This window comes from Spiroplasma melliferum KC3, assembly GCF_000236085.2.
Lineage (GTDB): Bacteria > Bacillota_I > Bacilli_A > Mycoplasmatales > Mycoplasmataceae > Spiroplasma > Spiroplasma melliferum.
The window spans coordinates 48,031-63,655 of record NZ_AGBZ02000003.1 but is presented as its reverse complement, the minus strand read 5'-3'; the positions used below and the strand labels follow the sequence as shown (position 1 = coordinate 63,655).

Sequence of the window (15,625 nt, the reverse complement as noted above, 5' to 3'; positions counted from 1 at the left end):
AAAATGGAGAAAAATGGAAAAGTAGTACAAGTGTTAGGACCTGTTGTTGATGTACGGTTTACCGAAGAGTATTTGCCTGAATTATATAATGCTATTACGGTTAATAATAATGGAACAAAGTTAGTTTTAGAAGTTGTTCAACATATTGGTGATGACACCGTACGGGCAATTGCCCTAGGGCCAACAGAGGGAATGGTTCGGGGGATGGATGTTATTGATACGAAAGCTCCAATTACAGTCCCTGTTGGTGAAGAGGTTTTAGGACGAATGTTTAATGTTCTTGGAGAAGCAATTGATGAAAAACCACAACCAAAAACAAAGTTAATGCGTCCAATTCACCGCGAAGCACCATCATATGAAGAACAACAAACAACAGCGGCGATTTTAGAAACAGGAATTAAAGTTGTTGATTTATTAGTTCCCTTTGCAAAAGGAGGGAAAATTGGTTTGTTTGGTGGTGCTGGAGTTGGAAAAACAGTACTAGTGCAAGAACTAATTAATAATGTGGCAAAAGCACACGGAGGAATTTCTGTTTTTGCTGGTGTCGGTGAACGAACACGAGAAGGTAATGATTTATATTATGAAATGATTGAAGCTGGTGTTATTGATAAAACAGCCTTAGTTTTTGGCCAAATGAATGAAACACCAGGAGCTCGTATGCGAGTTGCCTTAACTGGATTAACAATTGCTGAATATTTCCGTGATGATAAGAACCAAGATGTTTTATTGTTTATTGATAACATTTTCCGTTTTACCCAAGCTGGTTCTGAAGTATCAGCCTTATTAGGGCGAATGCCATCAGCAGTTGGTTATCAACCAACTTTAGCAACTGAAATGGGAGCTTTGCAAGAACGAATTACATCAACTAAAAAAGGAAGTATTACTTCTGTACAAGCAGTATATGTCCCAGCGGATGATTTAACCGACCCAGCGCCAGCAACAACATTTGCTCATTTAGATGCTAAGGTTGTTTTAGACCGGGAAATTGCAGCATTAGGAATTTATCCGGCGGTAGATCCACTAGGAAGTTCATCACGGTTATTAGACCCCTTAGTGGTTGGTGAAGAACATTATGAAGTAGCGCGAGGAGTACAAGAAATTTTACAAAAATTTAAAGAATTGCAATCAATTATTGCAATTTTAGGAATGGATGAATTATCAGATGAAGATAAATTAGCTGTTGCAAGAGCACGAAAAATTCGTAACTTTTTATCACAACCATTTTTTGTAGCTGAAAAGTTTTCTGGAAAAACAGGAAAATATGTCCCTGTGGTAGAAACAATTCGTGCTTTTAAAGAAATCTTAACAGGAAAGTATGATGATTTACCAGAACAAGCATTCTTATATGTTGGAACAATTGATGAGGTTGTTAAAGCGGCTGAAGCTTTAAAACATAATTAAAATGGCAAATCAAATTAGTTTAAAAATTATTACACCACAAGGTGTGATTGTTAATCGCTTAGTTGATATTATAACAGTGAAAACAATTACGGGATATATGGGCATCTTATATGGACATATTCCTCTTGTTTCAACAATTGTTCCATCTGAAATGACATATAAAGTTAATAATAAAGAATATAAATTAAGTATTGCTGGTGGAATTTTACAAGTTGAGCAAGAATTTGTTAAAATTCTTGCTGACGAGGTTGAACCAATTAGTTAGATACGAAAATAGAAATCTCTTTTTGAGATTTTTTTGTTTTAATTTTCTTAATTATAAATACAAAATAAAACATGATAAAATAATAATATGTGAGACTACTTATATGATAAACTAAGTAATATTAAAAGAAAGTAGGCAATGCAATGATAGTAAAAATGATTGTGTGTGATATTGATGGAACATTAGTAACTGATAAAGAAAAAAAGATTCCGACTGCAAACATTGAGGTTTTAAAAAAGGCCCAAGCAATGGGTATTTTAGTAACTATTGCTTCAGGACGGGTTCCTAGTAGTTTATCTGATTATGCAACAACATTAGGAATCCTTGAACATTGTCCATATGTTATTGGCGCTAATGGCGGGGCAGTTTTAAATTTAAAAACAAAAGAATATGTATATGATGAAATAATTTCATATCAAGATACATTATGGGCAATGAATATTGTACGAGAATTTGGTCATGACTTTTATTTAGCACCACTTAATGAACAAGAGGCTTATGTTTCACAAGCAAGTATTATTAAAGATGATCTTTTTTTATTTCGTAATACTGACATTAAAGCAATTGTTTTAGATTGAAATGAAATTCCTCAAATGCGTAAGGTTGTAATTTCTTGCCATGATGAGCAAAAACAAAATTGATTACGACAACAAATTGCGGTTAGCAAAACATTAAGAACAGAAGTTACTGGGTATGGGTTTATTGAGATCATTCCTAAAAATGTTAATAAATGACAGGGAATTTTAAAATTAATTGAAGTGCTTAAGCATAAAGAAAATTGCCATCTTGATTCAGATGAAATTATGTGTTTTGGTGATTAAATGAATGACTATGAAATGATTAAAAATTCAAAATATGGAATTGCATTAGCTAATGCTACGCCGCAATTAAAAGAAGTTGCTTTTGCAGTTACGGCAAAAGATAATAATGCTGCAGGAATTGCTGATTATCTTTATAAAACAATATTAAAATAGAAGATGAGGTTGCAATGTTAAAAATTAATGGTAATCAAATTAAATTAATTGTTACTGATGTTGATGGTACATTGATTACTGATAATCAAGAGTTACCAGCCCTTGTTCAAAATAAATTACTTGCATTGCAAGAAAAAGGAATTGCTGTTTCAATTGCATCAGGACGAATGCCCCTTGGTTTTGATAATTACACAAGAGAATTAAAAATTAAGGATTATTGCCAGTATGTTATTGGTGCTAATGGTGCTTTAGTGTATGATGCTAAAAATAATGAGCCAGTTTATAGTAATTTAATACCAATTTCGGATTTAGTTGTTGTAATTGAAATTTTATTAAAATATCAATGTGATTTTACAATTTCGTATCAAGATGATGATAATTTATATTGTGCTGGTGAAAAATTATTAGAAATTAAATCAAAACCAGGCGCATTTTTAGATGGAATGAAACAAGCAAAACCATTTTGTCGTGATGACATTAGAATAGCCAATAAAATTGTTGCAAAGCATTCATCTAAGATGATGTTTCAAGAAATGTATACTGTATTAAAACAAGTTTCAAATATTAATGTTGAGCCATTATCTGACTATGGGTGCGATATTGTCCATGTTAATTCAAATAAAGGACAAGCAATTTTACATTTAATTGATATTTTAAATCAAAGACAAGGCCGAGAAATTAAATTAGAAAATGTTTTATATTTTGGTGATAATTATAATGATCGTTCTGTGTTTGAAATTTTACCTTATGCAATTGCAATGGAACATAGTCCAACTACAATTTTAGATTTAGCATACGATATAGCTAGCAGTAATAATGCAGCAGGAATTTATCATTATTTAAATAGCCTTGAAAAAAATAATTAAAATTAATTTAAAATGCAATAATTTTGGTAATTTTATAGTATTATTAATAAGAACATAATTTAATTTAGAGAGGGATGTTTTAATGAACTTATCAAGTATGATGTTTTTAGCAATTGAACCACAAGTAGCCAATACAATTATTTATGTTTTTGAAATAATTGCTTTAATTGTATCAATTATTATGATTATTGTTGGTTTATTACAAAACAAAAAAGCACAAACGGGATTAAGTGCTTTAAATGGTGGTAATGATGAATTATTTGCTAATAGTAAAGAACGTGGGTTAGATCGAACATTGTCAATTTTTATGTTAGCATTTGGTTCAACATTATTAATTATTACATTATTGATAAATTTATTAACGAAAGTTCTATTGTAATAATTAAGTTTTTAAAAATATCATTAATTGAAAAGAGATTTAAAAATGTCTCTTTTTTCATTTAGGGGGAAAGGTATATGCACGAGCAAATTGTAGCCATTTTAAAAAAACAAACGAAACTAATTGATACGATTGAATTAGCACAGTTATTAAATATTAATAAAATTGATGATAATAAAATGTTGTTAAAGGCTTTAGTTGAATTAGAAAATGATAATATTATTGGAGTAACACAACAACATCGTTTTTACTATTTTGATCCAAAAATTTATTTACGAGGAGTTATTAGTATTAATAAAAAAGGTTTTGGTTTTATAAAAATTAATGAAAACCAAGAAGAATATTATGTTAAACAAGATGATTTAAATAATGCCTTAGACCAAGATCAAGTTTTGTTTATTTTAAAAAAACAAAAAAATGATAATAATTCTAAAAAAGCAGAAGCACAAGTAATTAAAGTTTTGAAACGAAATAATGAATATGTCGTTGGGGTTATTAAAAAGAATCGTCATCAACAGAAATATTTAGAAATTTTAAATAATAAATTAACCCAATATCGTGCTGAAATCATTAATTTGGCTGAGGCAATTGAAAATACAATTGTCAAGGGAATTATTACAAGTATTAATAGTAAAAACAATTTAATGCAAGTTAAAATCATTGAGATTATTGGTAATACTAATCAAGTCGGTGTTGATGTTTTAGCTATTTTACATGAATTTAATATTCGTACTAAATTTAATGAAGAGGCATTAACTGAGGCGAACCAAATTAACCAAAATGTTGATGTTGCAACGATGTTGGCAAATAAATCACGCCGTGATTTACAAACAGAAATGTTTGTTACAATTGATGGTAATGATTCAAAAGATTTTGATGATGCTATTTTAGTTAAAAAAAATCAAAATGGTAATTATTTATTATTAGTTTCAATTGCTGATGTTGCGCATTATGTTCCACATAATAGTTATCTTGATAAAGAAGCTTTTGAACGAGGGTGTTCAGTTTATTTAATTGATCGGGTTGTCCCAATGTTACCAGAAAAATTAAGTAATGGGATTTGTTCCTTAAATCCTTTTGAGCCACGATTAACATTAATTTGTGAAATGGAAATTGATCAGCAGGGACATGTTGTTAATTCTAGTATTTATGAAGCCGTGATTATTTCAAAAGCGCGATTAACTTATGATGAGGTTAATAAATTATTTTGCCAGGAAAAAAATCATATTTCAGCCGAAATTGCTCAGATGTTGTTTTTAGCGCAACAGTTATATCAAATTTTAGTTTGAAAAAAAGAACATGATGGGGTTGTTGATTTTGATTTAGATGAACCAAAGTTTATTGTTGATAAAAATGGTAAGATTAAAGACATTGTTGTACGAGAACGTGCTGACGCGGAAAAATTAATTGAGAGTTTTATGATTCGTGCTAATGAAACAGTAGCAGAAACAATTTATTGAATGGATTTACCATTTGTTTATCGAGTCCATGATAAGCCAAAGCCAAAAAAATTGTTTGACTTGTATACCCAATTATCTTATTTAGGTTTAAATATTAAAGGTAAGTTAGAAAATATTCATTCTAAAGATTTACAGCAAATTTTAAATAAGTTAAAGGATAAGGAAAATTTTAAAGTTATTTCAGCGTTAGTGTTACGAAGTATGGAAAAAGCTAAGTATAGTGCTATTAATGATGGTCATTTTGGTTTGGCATCTTGATGTTATACGCACTTTACTTCGCCAATTCGGCGCTATCCCGATTTAGTTGTTCATCGTTTATTAAAAGAGTATTTATTTCAAGGAAAAGTTAAAATTACTGATTTAGAACAAACGCGAGCTTTTGTTAGTCATGCTAGTCAACAGTCATCCCTTGCAGAATTACGGGCAATGGAATGTGAACGAGAAGTTGATAAAATGAAAGAAGCCGAATATATGGAAGATAAAATTGGATATGAATATAATGGTATTATTGCAGGGGTTACTTCGTTTGGAATTTTTGTTGAATTACCAAATACAATTGAAGGATTGGTTCATATTACTGATTTAAAAAATGACTATTACGTTTTTGATGAAAAAAGTTTAAAATTAATTGGAGAACGAAAACGGAAAGAATATTTTTTAGGAAAAAAAGTACGAATTAGAGTAAAGAAAGCAAGTAAAAAACTACGACAAATTGATTTTGAACTAGTTGATTAAGGAGTTGATATTAATGTTGACAATTACAGTTAATAAAAAAGCACGGTATAATTATGAAATTATTGAAACCTATGAAGCTGGCATTGTTTTGACAGGCAGTGAGATTAAGTCAATTCGGAATAATGATGTATCAATTAATGAGGCGTTTGTTATTATTCGTAAAAATGAGGCGTTTGTTATTAATATGATAATTGCTCAATATAAATTTTCAACAGCATACGTGCCAGATGCTGACCGTACTAGAAAATTGCTTTTACATAAAAAAGAAATTAAGAAAATTTTGCAACGAATTAAATTAGAACGTTTAACGTTAGTACCGTTAAAGTTATATCTTAAAAATAATTATGCTAAATTAGAAATTGCTTTAGTTCGTGGGAAAAAGAATTATGATAAACGTGAAACAATTAAACAACGGGATAATGAGCGTTTACGCCGGAAGTATTAATTCTTAAAATATGATATAAATTTTAAATTAATAAGGTTCAACATCATAATCGCCTTTATTTTAAGGCTTTTTATGATATAATTAACTTAATTAATTGATAATAAGGGGTAAACAAATATGAAGTGAGAACCGCAACAAACGATTGAAATATTAAAAGAATATGTTTATAGTAAAAATAGACTTGATGAATATCGTAATCGTGTGGCGTTATCAAATTTACAATTACCACCTTTTTATTTAAAAGAAGATAAAAATCAATCTGTTTCTTCCGTTGTTGTTCGTTTTATTAATGAAAAAGAAATTAAAAAAGCATATGATAAGAATACTTATCAATGAATTATAAATAGTTTAGAAGAAACTATTTTAAGTTCGTTAAAAATGGGTGAAAATGTTATTGGAATTCATCGCCATGAAAATATTTATTTAGCATTATATGAAGATGATGGGGATTTAAATTATTTAATTGAAATTGCTAATTATATTAATACAACTGTTAAAATTATTAATTATACATTATATGAAAAATACCAAGTTGTTCGTGAAGTTAGAATTGGAATTGGAATTGCTAATGATCCATCAATTGAAAAAATTAATGATTTAGAGGATAGTTTTATTGTTCCATTTGATGAAGAAATTAAAGATAGTGTGCAATTAGCAGAAACATATGCGGCAGAAGTTATTATGTTTAATAATTTACCAGTTTGTACTGATGCCTGGGTTTTTATGAATTTAACTGATGAAAATCAAGAACTAATTCGAAAAAATTCACGTCAATATTTTAATTTAAGAACACCTCGTCAACGTTTATTTACAGATTTAGTTGAACCTAATGTTGCGGTGGAACTTGAACGAGGTACATTGCAAGTTGAAGAATAGGATAAAAATAATTAGTTTAAAGTTATTTGGTCTTGTTCTTTTTTTGTTTAACATCATTATTATTTCGGTATAATCATAAGTAGAAAGTGAAGTGGAAGAAAATGCAAGCATTAATTTTTCAAGGAAAAAAGAAGATTGAATGAACCGAAACTAACGAGCCAATTATTAAAAAAGCAACAGATATTATTGTAAAAATTGAGGGGTTTACTTTTTCACATGCGGATTATCGCCCATATTTAGGGTATGATAATAGTGTTGTTCCTAACACAATTATGGGACACGAAGGAGTTGGAATTGTGACAGCAATTGGAGATGATGTTACAAAACTTAAAATCGGCGACCGTGTTGCGATTGGATGTGTTACTCACTGTAATATTTGCCAATGATGTGAACAAAAAGCATTTGCTAATTGTACAAATGGTGGTTTTATTTTGGGAACTAAAATCAATGGAACGCATGCTGAATATGTTCGTGTCCCTTATGGGGAGAATAGTGTTATTAAAATTCCAAAAACAATGAATTTAACTGATGCATTAATGTTAAGCGATGTGTTACCAACAGGATATGAAAATGTTATTAAAAAAATTGATTTAAAACAAATTAATAATGTTGCAATTATTGGTGATGGGCCAATTGGTTTAGGCATTTTATTGTTGTTAAATAAATATAATAAAAAAATTGATATTTATGGTCATCATAATCAAAAATTAAATTATTTTAAAAAAATGGGGGCACATAAAATTTATGATAGTACTTTAACTACTTTTGATATTAAATATGATTTAGTAATTGAATGTGTAGGTAATGACCGAGGTACTTTTGAGCAGGCACAACAAATGATTAATTTTAATGGTACAATTATTACAATTGGTGTTTTCAAAAAACCAGTTGTATTTAACTTACAACAATTATGAAATCAAAATATTACTATTCATACCGGAATTTTAAATTGTTATACTTTAAAAGAACTTGTATTAAAAATTGAAAATAAAGAAATTATTCCAAAGTATTTAGTATCAAAAACTTTTAATAAAAATGAAGTGTTAAAAGCATATGAAACTTTTATGGAAACAGATATTTTTAAAGTTGTTGTCAAATTATAACAAGGAATAGAATAGGGTGAAGGAAAGAAATGGGTTTTTTTCAAAAATTAAAAGCAAAACGTGAAGAAAAGAAACAAATTAAATTAGAAAAGGCGCTACGCAAAACGCGCTTAACTTTTTCTAATGATATTAAAAAATTAGCACATAAGTATAAAGAATATGATGATCAATACTTAGAAGAATTAGAAGAAATTTTAATTGCAAGTGATATGGGAATGAATATGGTTTTACAAATTACTAATCAAATTCGAAAAAAAGTGCGAAAAGGTTGAAGTATTGAAGATACAAATGATTATTTAGTTGAAGTAATTATGGATTTATATAATGATCCAAAAAGTAAACAAAATAAATTAAATATCAAAGACCAACGATTAAATGTTATTTTAATGGTTGGTGTTAACGGTGCAGGTAAGACAACAACTATTGCTAAATTAGCAAAACAATTTCTTGACCAAAAGAAAAGTGTCCTATTAGTTGCTGGTGATACTTTTCGGGCAGGGGCTGTTGAACAGTTAAACCAATGAGCAGAACGTTTGCATGTCAATATTGTTAAACCATTAAAAGAAGGCCAAGATCCAGCTAGTGTTATTTATGATGGATTAGTTAAAGGAAAAAAAGAACAAGTTGATATTATTATCATTGATACAGCTGGGCGTTTACAAAATAAAGTTAATTTAATGAATGAATTAAATAAAATTAATCGTATTATTAAGCGAGAAATTCCTGATGCTCCACATGAAACATTATTAGTAATTGACGGGGTTACTGGTCAAAATGGTATTTCACAAGCAAAGAACTTTTCAGAGGTAACCGATGTTAGCGGTATTGTTTTAACAAAAATGGATGGTACGGCTAAAGGGGGCGTTGTTTTAGCAATTAAAGACCAATTAAATATTCCTGTTAAATTAATTGGTTTAGGTGAGCAACCAGCTGATTTACAAGAATTTGATATTGAACAATATATTTATAATTTGATGAAAGATTTATTTAACAAGAATGAAGTGGAAACAGAATAATGAAAGATTTGGAAAAATCAAATGAGTTAATTCTTTTATATGAATTATATCGGGAATTATTAACAACAAAGCAAAAAGAATATTTTGAGTTATATTTTTTTGATGATTATTCCTTAAGTGAAATTGCTGGTTTAAAAAATGTTTCTCGTAATGCTGTATATGATTCATTGATAAAAATTACAAATGCTTTGCATAAATTTGAAAATAACTTACAATTAGGATATAAGCAGCATCAGCGAGATATTCTTTATCAAGAATTTGAAAATATTAAGGAATGTGCTGGATTAATAAAAAAATTAAAAAAAATTGATAGTGATTAAGGAGAAACTAAAATGAATATTGTAATGATTGGTGATATTTATGCACAAGCCGGACGAATAGCTATTAATAAATATTTGCCACAAATAATAAAAAAATATAAGATTGATTTAATTATTGCAAATGGTGAAAATACTACCCATGGGAAATCGTTATCCAAGCATCATTATAATGAATTAAAAGAATTGGGGATTAATATTATTACTTCCGGGAATCATATTTTTCGTAATCCAGAAGTTTTAAATTATATTGAAGAAGTAAATGATTTATTAAAACCAGCAAATATGAACTCGTTTACGCCAGGAAAAGGAACAGTTGTTGTTAAGATTAATAATAAAAAAATTCGTGTTACTAATTTAATGGGGCGTAGTTTTATGGACCCAGTTGATAATCCTTATACAATTTTTGAAGAGATTATTAATAATGATAATAGTGATCTTCATTTTGTTGATTTTCATGCGGAAGCTAGTGCAGAAAAATTAGCTTTTGCTTGGAACTATGATGGTATTATTACTGGTTTTTTTGGAACACACACCCATGTTCAAACGGCAGATAATCGAATATTGCCAAAAGGAACAGCATATATCACTGATGTTGGGATGTGTGGTAGTTATAATTCAATTATTGGAGCAAATCCAGAGGAAATTATTATTAAAGAAAAAACTGGTTTACCAGTGCGTTTTGAACCAGCAACTGAAAATGATAAATTAATTTTTTCAGCAGTATGATTACAAGTAGATGATAAAACCAATCAAGCAGTGAAAATTGAACGAATTTTAATTCGTCCAGAAAATGAAACTGATTTTTTAGCATAGATAAAGGAGCAACTTAAATGACTAGTTTAATTAAAACGAATGTAATCATTATTGTTATTTGTATTATTCTAGGAATTTTTTTGTGTTGTTATTTTTTTTCTACGTTGTTATCGTCTTTTAAATAAGAAAACAAAACGAGGAGAAATTCAATTGCCCGAATATATTGAAAATAGACACTTTATTACTTCTGATCAATATGAATTATCAACATTAGGAACAATTGATAAAACTGGTCAGGATATTATTTTAGCAGTTCATGATTTATATGGTAGTAAGGAAAATTTTGCTGGTTTAATTAATAATGCGATATGAGCTAAGCATAAAGTTTCAGTAATTGCTTTTAATCAACGAAATATTGGGGATAATGTACCAACTAGGATTAAAAATGTTGGAATTTTAGTTAATGATATTATTGATGTAATTACAGCTTTAAAAAATAAATATGAACAACAAAGAATTGTTTTATTATTAGAAGGATTTTCATGTGGTTTAATTAATTTATTATTAGAACAAAAACCATTAATTGAAAAGGTTATTTTTGTTAATCCAATTACAAATTCAAATGGAATAAGATTTTCAATACTTAGTAAAATTGGGATTGGATTTGGATTTTTATTTAATTTAAACAAAATTCTTAAAATTCATATTGATTATCAACTTTTAAGTCAAAATTAAGCCTATAGTACTTTAAAGATGGAAAAAGAACAAACTTATTTTTTAAATCAAATTTTACAATTCAATTATCTTAATAAAAAGATAGTAAAACAAATTAATAATCTCAAAGTAAAGACTTTAATATTGCAAGCAGAGGCTGACAAATTTTATAATGCAAAACAAGTAGTTTTAATTACTAATCCACTGGTTAAAATAAAAAAAATTGAGACAGCAAAACATTATTTATTTACTAATCAAACTATTAGTGCTGAAATTTTTACTGAAATAATTAATTTAAATTAAAATTAACTAATTTTTAAGTTATAATATATTTGTTGTCAAGTAACAACATAAAACTTATTCAGAAGTGGTTAGTACGCTAAACAATGATCCACTAGCAACCCTATATTTAACTAGAAGGTGCTTTTAGCAGGGCAAAATGATATGCTACCAATAAGATTTATTAGTTATTGAATAGAACTTAACTATTAATTTATATGTAAACATATTGTTATTAATGCCACATTATTCTGATGTGGTTTTATTTATGATTAAGGAGAAGAAAAGATGGGAAAAGAACGAATTTTATTTACATCAGAATCAGTATCAGAAGGACATCCGGATAAGATTTGTGATCAAATTTCAGATGCTGTTTTAGATGCATGTTTAAAAGAAGACCCCTTATCACGAGTGGCATGTGAATGTTTTATTACAACTAATCGGGTTATTATTGGTGGTGAAATTACGACAAAAGCAAAGGTTGATTATGCCAATGTAGCACGGAAAGTGTTAAAAGAAATTGGGTATAATAATGCAGAATGAGGAATTGATTGACAAAATTGTGAAGTTGAAATACTAGTTAAAACACAATCACCAGATATTTCTATTGGTGTTGATAAAGCCGGAGCTGGTGATCAAGGAATTATGTTTGGTTATGCAACAAATGAATCAGATAATTATATGCCGTTAGCAATTTCAATTGCTCATGCCTTAGTAAAGAGAGCAAGTATGCTACGCAAAAAAGGAATGTTTATTGGGGCACGACCAGATATGAAATCACAAGTAACATTAGATTTAACTAATGTTAAACATATTTATATTGATACAATCTTAATGTCAATTCAACATGATGAAGATATTGATGAAGCTAAATTTAAGCATTTTGTTATTACAGAAATTATGGAACCAGTTGTGCAAGAATTTAAAATGAATTTAGATTTTAAAGTTTTAATTAATCCAACTGGTCGATTTGTAATTGGTGGGCCAAAAGGTGATGCTGGATTAACAGGACGAAAAATTATTGTTGATACATATGGTGGATATGCTCGTCATGGTGGTGGTGCTTTTTCGGGGAAAGATGGAACAAAAGTTGATCGTTCAGCAGCATATATGGCGCGTTATGTCGCAAAAAATATTGTTGCAGCAGGACTAACTGAACGATGTGAGATTCAATTATCTTATGCAATTGGTGTGGCTGAACCAATTTCAATTTTTGTTGAAACATTTGGAACTAATTTTGTAACAAATGATATTATTTTGCAGGCAATTAAAGAAAATTTTGATTTTCGTCCCCAAGCAATGATTGAAACATTAGATTTACAAAAACCAATTTATCAACAAACTGCAACTTATGGACATTTTGGTCGTTACCATACTGAACTACCATGAGAAAAATTAGATAAAGTTCAAAGTTTAATAAAATATTTACCAGTTGTTTAATTTTTAGATATAATTAACATAAAGAATAAGAGGAGAAAAACTAATGAAGTATAAGTTAATTGCTCTTGATTTGGATGGTACAACAGCAAGGAGAAATCGAATTTCAAAGCAAAATGTTACAGCCATTAAGTGAGCATTGGCAAATGGAATTAAAGTAATTATTGCAACTGGCCGTAGTATTGGTGCCATTAGAAAAGTAGCAAAAAAATTAGGCATTATTGAAAATAAAATGCCAGTAATTGCTTTTAATGGTGGAGTAATTTATGATTTTGCGAAAGAAAAGATTATTCAACAAAATGTTTTTTCTAATGATGAATTAATTAATGTTTTTTATCTTGCTAATGAATGTAAAATTCAATTATGAGCATATTCAGTTAAAAATGAGCATTTAGCTTATGTTAATACTAAGCATAGTTTGATGATTAAATGAATGAGTTTTCACACAAAACGAAAAAGAATATTAGTGGGTGAACCTACTGCTTTGTATGATCAAGCTTACAAGTTTGTTGTTAGTGGTAAAAAAGAGAATGTGTTAAAATTTAAAGCAAAACTTTTAGTAAAATATGAATTTAATATTTTTGATTGGTCATATTTACCAAACCAAAGTTTAAATTTAGAAATTAGTCCAAAAGGTAGTGACAAAAAAGATGCTTTAGAATATCTTGCTAAAATATATAATATTCAACCAGCAGAAATTATTGCAATGGGGGATGGTTCAAATGATTATGAAATGTTAAAATGAGCTGGTGTTGGAATTGCAATGGGGAATGCCAAAGCGGATATTAAAACTATTTCTGATGATACAACTGCCCATTATCGTCGCTCAGGAGTAGCAAAAGCAATTAATAAATATTTTAAAAAATAAAAAATATCATCAAAACTATTGATATTTTTTTTGTTTTTTTTATAATTAATGTGGTCGTAATTTAAAAACAAAAAGTTTAGTATAACTAAACAAAATTACTAAAGGAGGGGTGTCTATGCTACTAGGAGAAAAAATTAAACTATTACGTCAAAAAAATAATTTAACAATTGAAGAATTAGCAAATCGTTGTGAATTAACGAAAGGATTTATTAGTCAACTTGAACGCGATATTTCTTCTCCGAGTATTGAAACACTAGAAAGTATTTTAGAAGTTTTAGGCACCAACTTAGCAGATTTTTTTAAACAAGAAAAAAATAGAAAATTCGTTTATGCAGCAGAAGAACATTATAAAGTTGAACAAAATAATTATCGGATTGAATGATTAGTTCCTAATGCACAAGTAAATGAATTAGAACCAATTTTAATTCAAATTAAACCACAAGGAGAATCAGAACGCATATTACCATTTGAGGGTCAGATTTTTGGTTATGTTTTAAAAGGGACAGTGTTAGTTTATTCTGGACAAAAAGTACAAAAAGCACATACTCGTGATAGTTTTTATTTATATGGTAATAATCAACACTATTTAAAAAACGAAACAAATGAAATTGTTGAAGTATTATGAATATCAACACCACCAATATTTTAAAAGATTAGAAAAGGAGCAGGAGCATTGGAAACAAATATTTTAGAGTTACGAAACATTTCAAAACAATATGATGGGAAAGTGGTTTTGAAAGGAATTAACTTAAACATTAAAGAAGGAGAATTTGTCACATTACTAGGACCATCAGGATGTGGGAAAACAACAACATTAAGAATTATTGCTGGATTTGAACAACCTAATAGTGGGGAATTATTATTTTTAGGGAAAGACTATTTAAAAACACCCGTTCATAAACGAGAAGTTAATACTGTTTTTCAAAATTATGCCTTATTTCCGCATTTAACTGTTTTTGATAATATTGCTTATGGATTAAAAGTTAAGCGCAATAAATATGATGTTATTGAAACTGAAGTAAAGAAATTTTTACAATTAGTAGGATTAGAAGGCTTTGAAGATAAATCAGTTGAACAATTATCGGGAGGGCAACGCCAACGTGTTGCATTAGCACGAGCATTAATTAATAAGCCAAAGGTTTTATTATTAGATGAACCAATGGCTGCATTAGATGTTAAATTACGAAAAAAAATGCAAGCAGAATTAAAAGCTTTGCAAGGAGAAATTGGAATTACTTTTATTTTAGTAACACATGACCAAGAAGAAGCATTAACATTGTCTGATCGTATTATTGTAATGAATGATGGAGCAATTCAACAAGTTGGTACACCAGCGGAAATTTATAATGAACCAGAAAATTTATGAACAGCACAATTTATTGGTGACTCAAATATTATTTCAAATGCAATTTTTATTAAAGATAATTTAGTAACAATTGATGGCAAAAAAATTGTTTGTGTTGACCGTGGATTTGGTGAAAATGAAAATCAAATTGATATTATTATTCGCCCTGAAGATATTGATATTGTTCCAGTGGGAAAAGGATTCTTTACAGGAACAGTTAAAAGAGTTAATTTTAAAGGAGTTCATTGGGAAATTATTGTTAAATGTAAAGAACGAAAATATTTAATTCATTCAACAGATAGAGTTGAAGAAGGTGACCAAGTTGATATTTCGTGAAATGTTGAAGATATTCATGTTATGTGGAAAGAGATTGATGATTAAGGAGCAAG

The 15,625-nt window shown here is 28.7% G+C and carries 17 protein-coding genes, 1 pseudogene and 1 riboswitch; all 18 genes and pseudogenes read left to right on the top strand.

Going from position 1 to position 15,625, the window contains the following annotated elements:
• Window positions 1-3 precede the first annotated feature (3 nt).
• The 18 genes and pseudogenes from atpD (at window position 4) to potA (ending at window position 15,617) form a co-directional block, all read left to right on the top strand.
• Complete coding sequence (gene atpD, locus SPM_RS04175; RefSeq protein WP_004028349.1) at window positions 4-1,401, top strand: F0F1 ATP synthase subunit beta; 1,398 nt, start codon at window positions 4-6, stop codon at window positions 1,399-1,401.
• A gap of 1 nt (window position 1,402) precedes the next feature.
• Window positions 1,403-1,666 (top strand): FoF1 ATP synthase subunit delta/epsilon, encoded by a 264-nt coding sequence (locus SPM_RS04170; protein ID WP_004028348.1) that lies wholly within the window; start codon window positions 1,403-1,405, stop codon window positions 1,664-1,666.
• Between the two features lie 143 nt (window positions 1,667-1,809).
• Window positions 1,810-2,640: pseudogene (locus SPM_RS04165) on the top strand (Cof-type HAD-IIB family hydrolase).
• 14 nt (window positions 2,641-2,654) lie between these two features.
• Window positions 2,655-3,506: an HAD family hydrolase gene (locus SPM_RS04160; protein WP_004028345.1), complete on the top strand. Its 852-nt coding sequence runs from the start codon at window positions 2,655-2,657 to the stop codon at window positions 3,504-3,506.
• A gap of 82 nt (window positions 3,507-3,588) precedes the next feature.
• Window positions 3,589-3,885 (top strand): preprotein translocase subunit SecG, encoded by a 297-nt coding sequence (gene secG, locus SPM_RS04155; protein WP_004028344.1) that lies wholly within the window; start codon window positions 3,589-3,591, stop codon window positions 3,883-3,885.
• Between the two features lie 77 nt (window positions 3,886-3,962).
• A complete protein-coding gene (rnr, locus tag SPM_RS04150) occupies window positions 3,963-6,080 on the top strand; it encodes a ribonuclease R (protein WP_004028343.1) in 2,118 nt (705 codons plus the stop codon).
• A 13-nt stretch (window positions 6,081-6,093) separates the two neighbouring features.
• Window positions 6,094-6,525: an SsrA-binding protein SmpB gene (gene smpB / locus SPM_RS04145; protein WP_004028342.1), complete on the top strand. Its 432-nt coding sequence runs from the start codon at window positions 6,094-6,096 to the stop codon at window positions 6,523-6,525.
• A 117-nt stretch (window positions 6,526-6,642) separates the two neighbouring features.
• Window positions 6,643-7,401, top strand: a complete 759-nt coding sequence (locus SPM_RS04140; protein WP_004028341.1) for a hypothetical protein — start codon at window positions 6,643-6,645, stop codon at window positions 7,399-7,401.
• Window positions 7,402-7,502: 101 nt separating this feature from the next.
• A complete protein-coding gene (locus SPM_RS04135) occupies window positions 7,503-8,504 on the top strand; it encodes an alcohol dehydrogenase catalytic domain-containing protein (protein WP_004028340.1) in 1,002 nt (333 codons plus the stop codon).
• A gap of 29 nt (window positions 8,505-8,533) precedes the next feature.
• Window positions 8,534-9,520, top strand: a complete 987-nt coding sequence (ftsY, locus tag SPM_RS04130; RefSeq protein WP_004028339.1) for a signal recognition particle-docking protein FtsY — start codon at window positions 8,534-8,536, stop codon at window positions 9,518-9,520.
• A complete protein-coding gene (ylxM, locus tag SPM_RS04125) occupies window positions 9,520-9,840 on the top strand; it encodes a YlxM family DNA-binding protein (protein ID WP_004028338.1) in 321 nt (106 codons plus the stop codon). Before ftsY ends, ylxM begins: the two co-directional genes overlap by 1 nt.
• 12 nt (window positions 9,841-9,852) lie before the next feature.
• Entirely contained in the window at window positions 9,853-10,653 is an 801-nt protein-coding gene (locus SPM_RS04120; protein WP_004028337.1) for a TIGR00282 family metallophosphoesterase, read from the top strand.
• 150 nt (window positions 10,654-10,803) lie between these two features.
• On the top strand, window positions 10,804-11,328 hold the full coding sequence (locus tag SPM_RS04115; RefSeq protein WP_004028336.1) for a hypothetical protein: 525 nt from the start codon (window positions 10,804-10,806) through the stop codon (window positions 11,326-11,328).
• 18 nt (window positions 11,329-11,346) lie between these two features.
• A complete protein-coding gene (locus tag SPM_RS04110) occupies window positions 11,347-11,610 on the top strand; it encodes a hypothetical protein (protein WP_004028335.1) in 264 nt (87 codons plus the stop codon).
• Window positions 11,611-11,661: 51 nt separating this feature from the next.
• Window positions 11,662-11,767: riboswitch (SAM riboswitch) on the top strand.
• 107 nt (window positions 11,768-11,874) lie between these two features.
• On the top strand, window positions 11,875-13,026 hold the full coding sequence (gene metK, locus SPM_RS04105; protein WP_004028334.1) for a methionine adenosyltransferase: 1,152 nt from the start codon (window positions 11,875-11,877) through the stop codon (window positions 13,024-13,026).
• 43 nt (window positions 13,027-13,069) lie between these two features.
• A complete protein-coding gene (locus SPM_RS04100) occupies window positions 13,070-13,891 on the top strand; it encodes a Cof-type HAD-IIB family hydrolase (RefSeq protein ID WP_004028333.1) in 822 nt (273 codons plus the stop codon).
• A gap of 115 nt (window positions 13,892-14,006) precedes the next feature.
• Window positions 14,007-14,540 carry a helix-turn-helix domain-containing protein gene (locus SPM_RS04095; protein ID WP_004028332.1) on the top strand — a complete coding sequence of 178 codons (534 nt, stop codon included), beginning with the start codon at window positions 14,007-14,009 and terminating at the stop codon, window positions 14,538-14,540.
• A 24-nt stretch (window positions 14,541-14,564) separates the two neighbouring features.
• Complete coding sequence (gene potA / locus SPM_RS04090) at window positions 14,565-15,617, top strand: spermidine/putrescine ABC transporter ATP-binding protein (protein ID WP_004028331.1); 1,053 nt, start codon at window positions 14,565-14,567, stop codon at window positions 15,615-15,617.
• Window positions 15,618-15,625 lie beyond the last annotated feature (8 nt).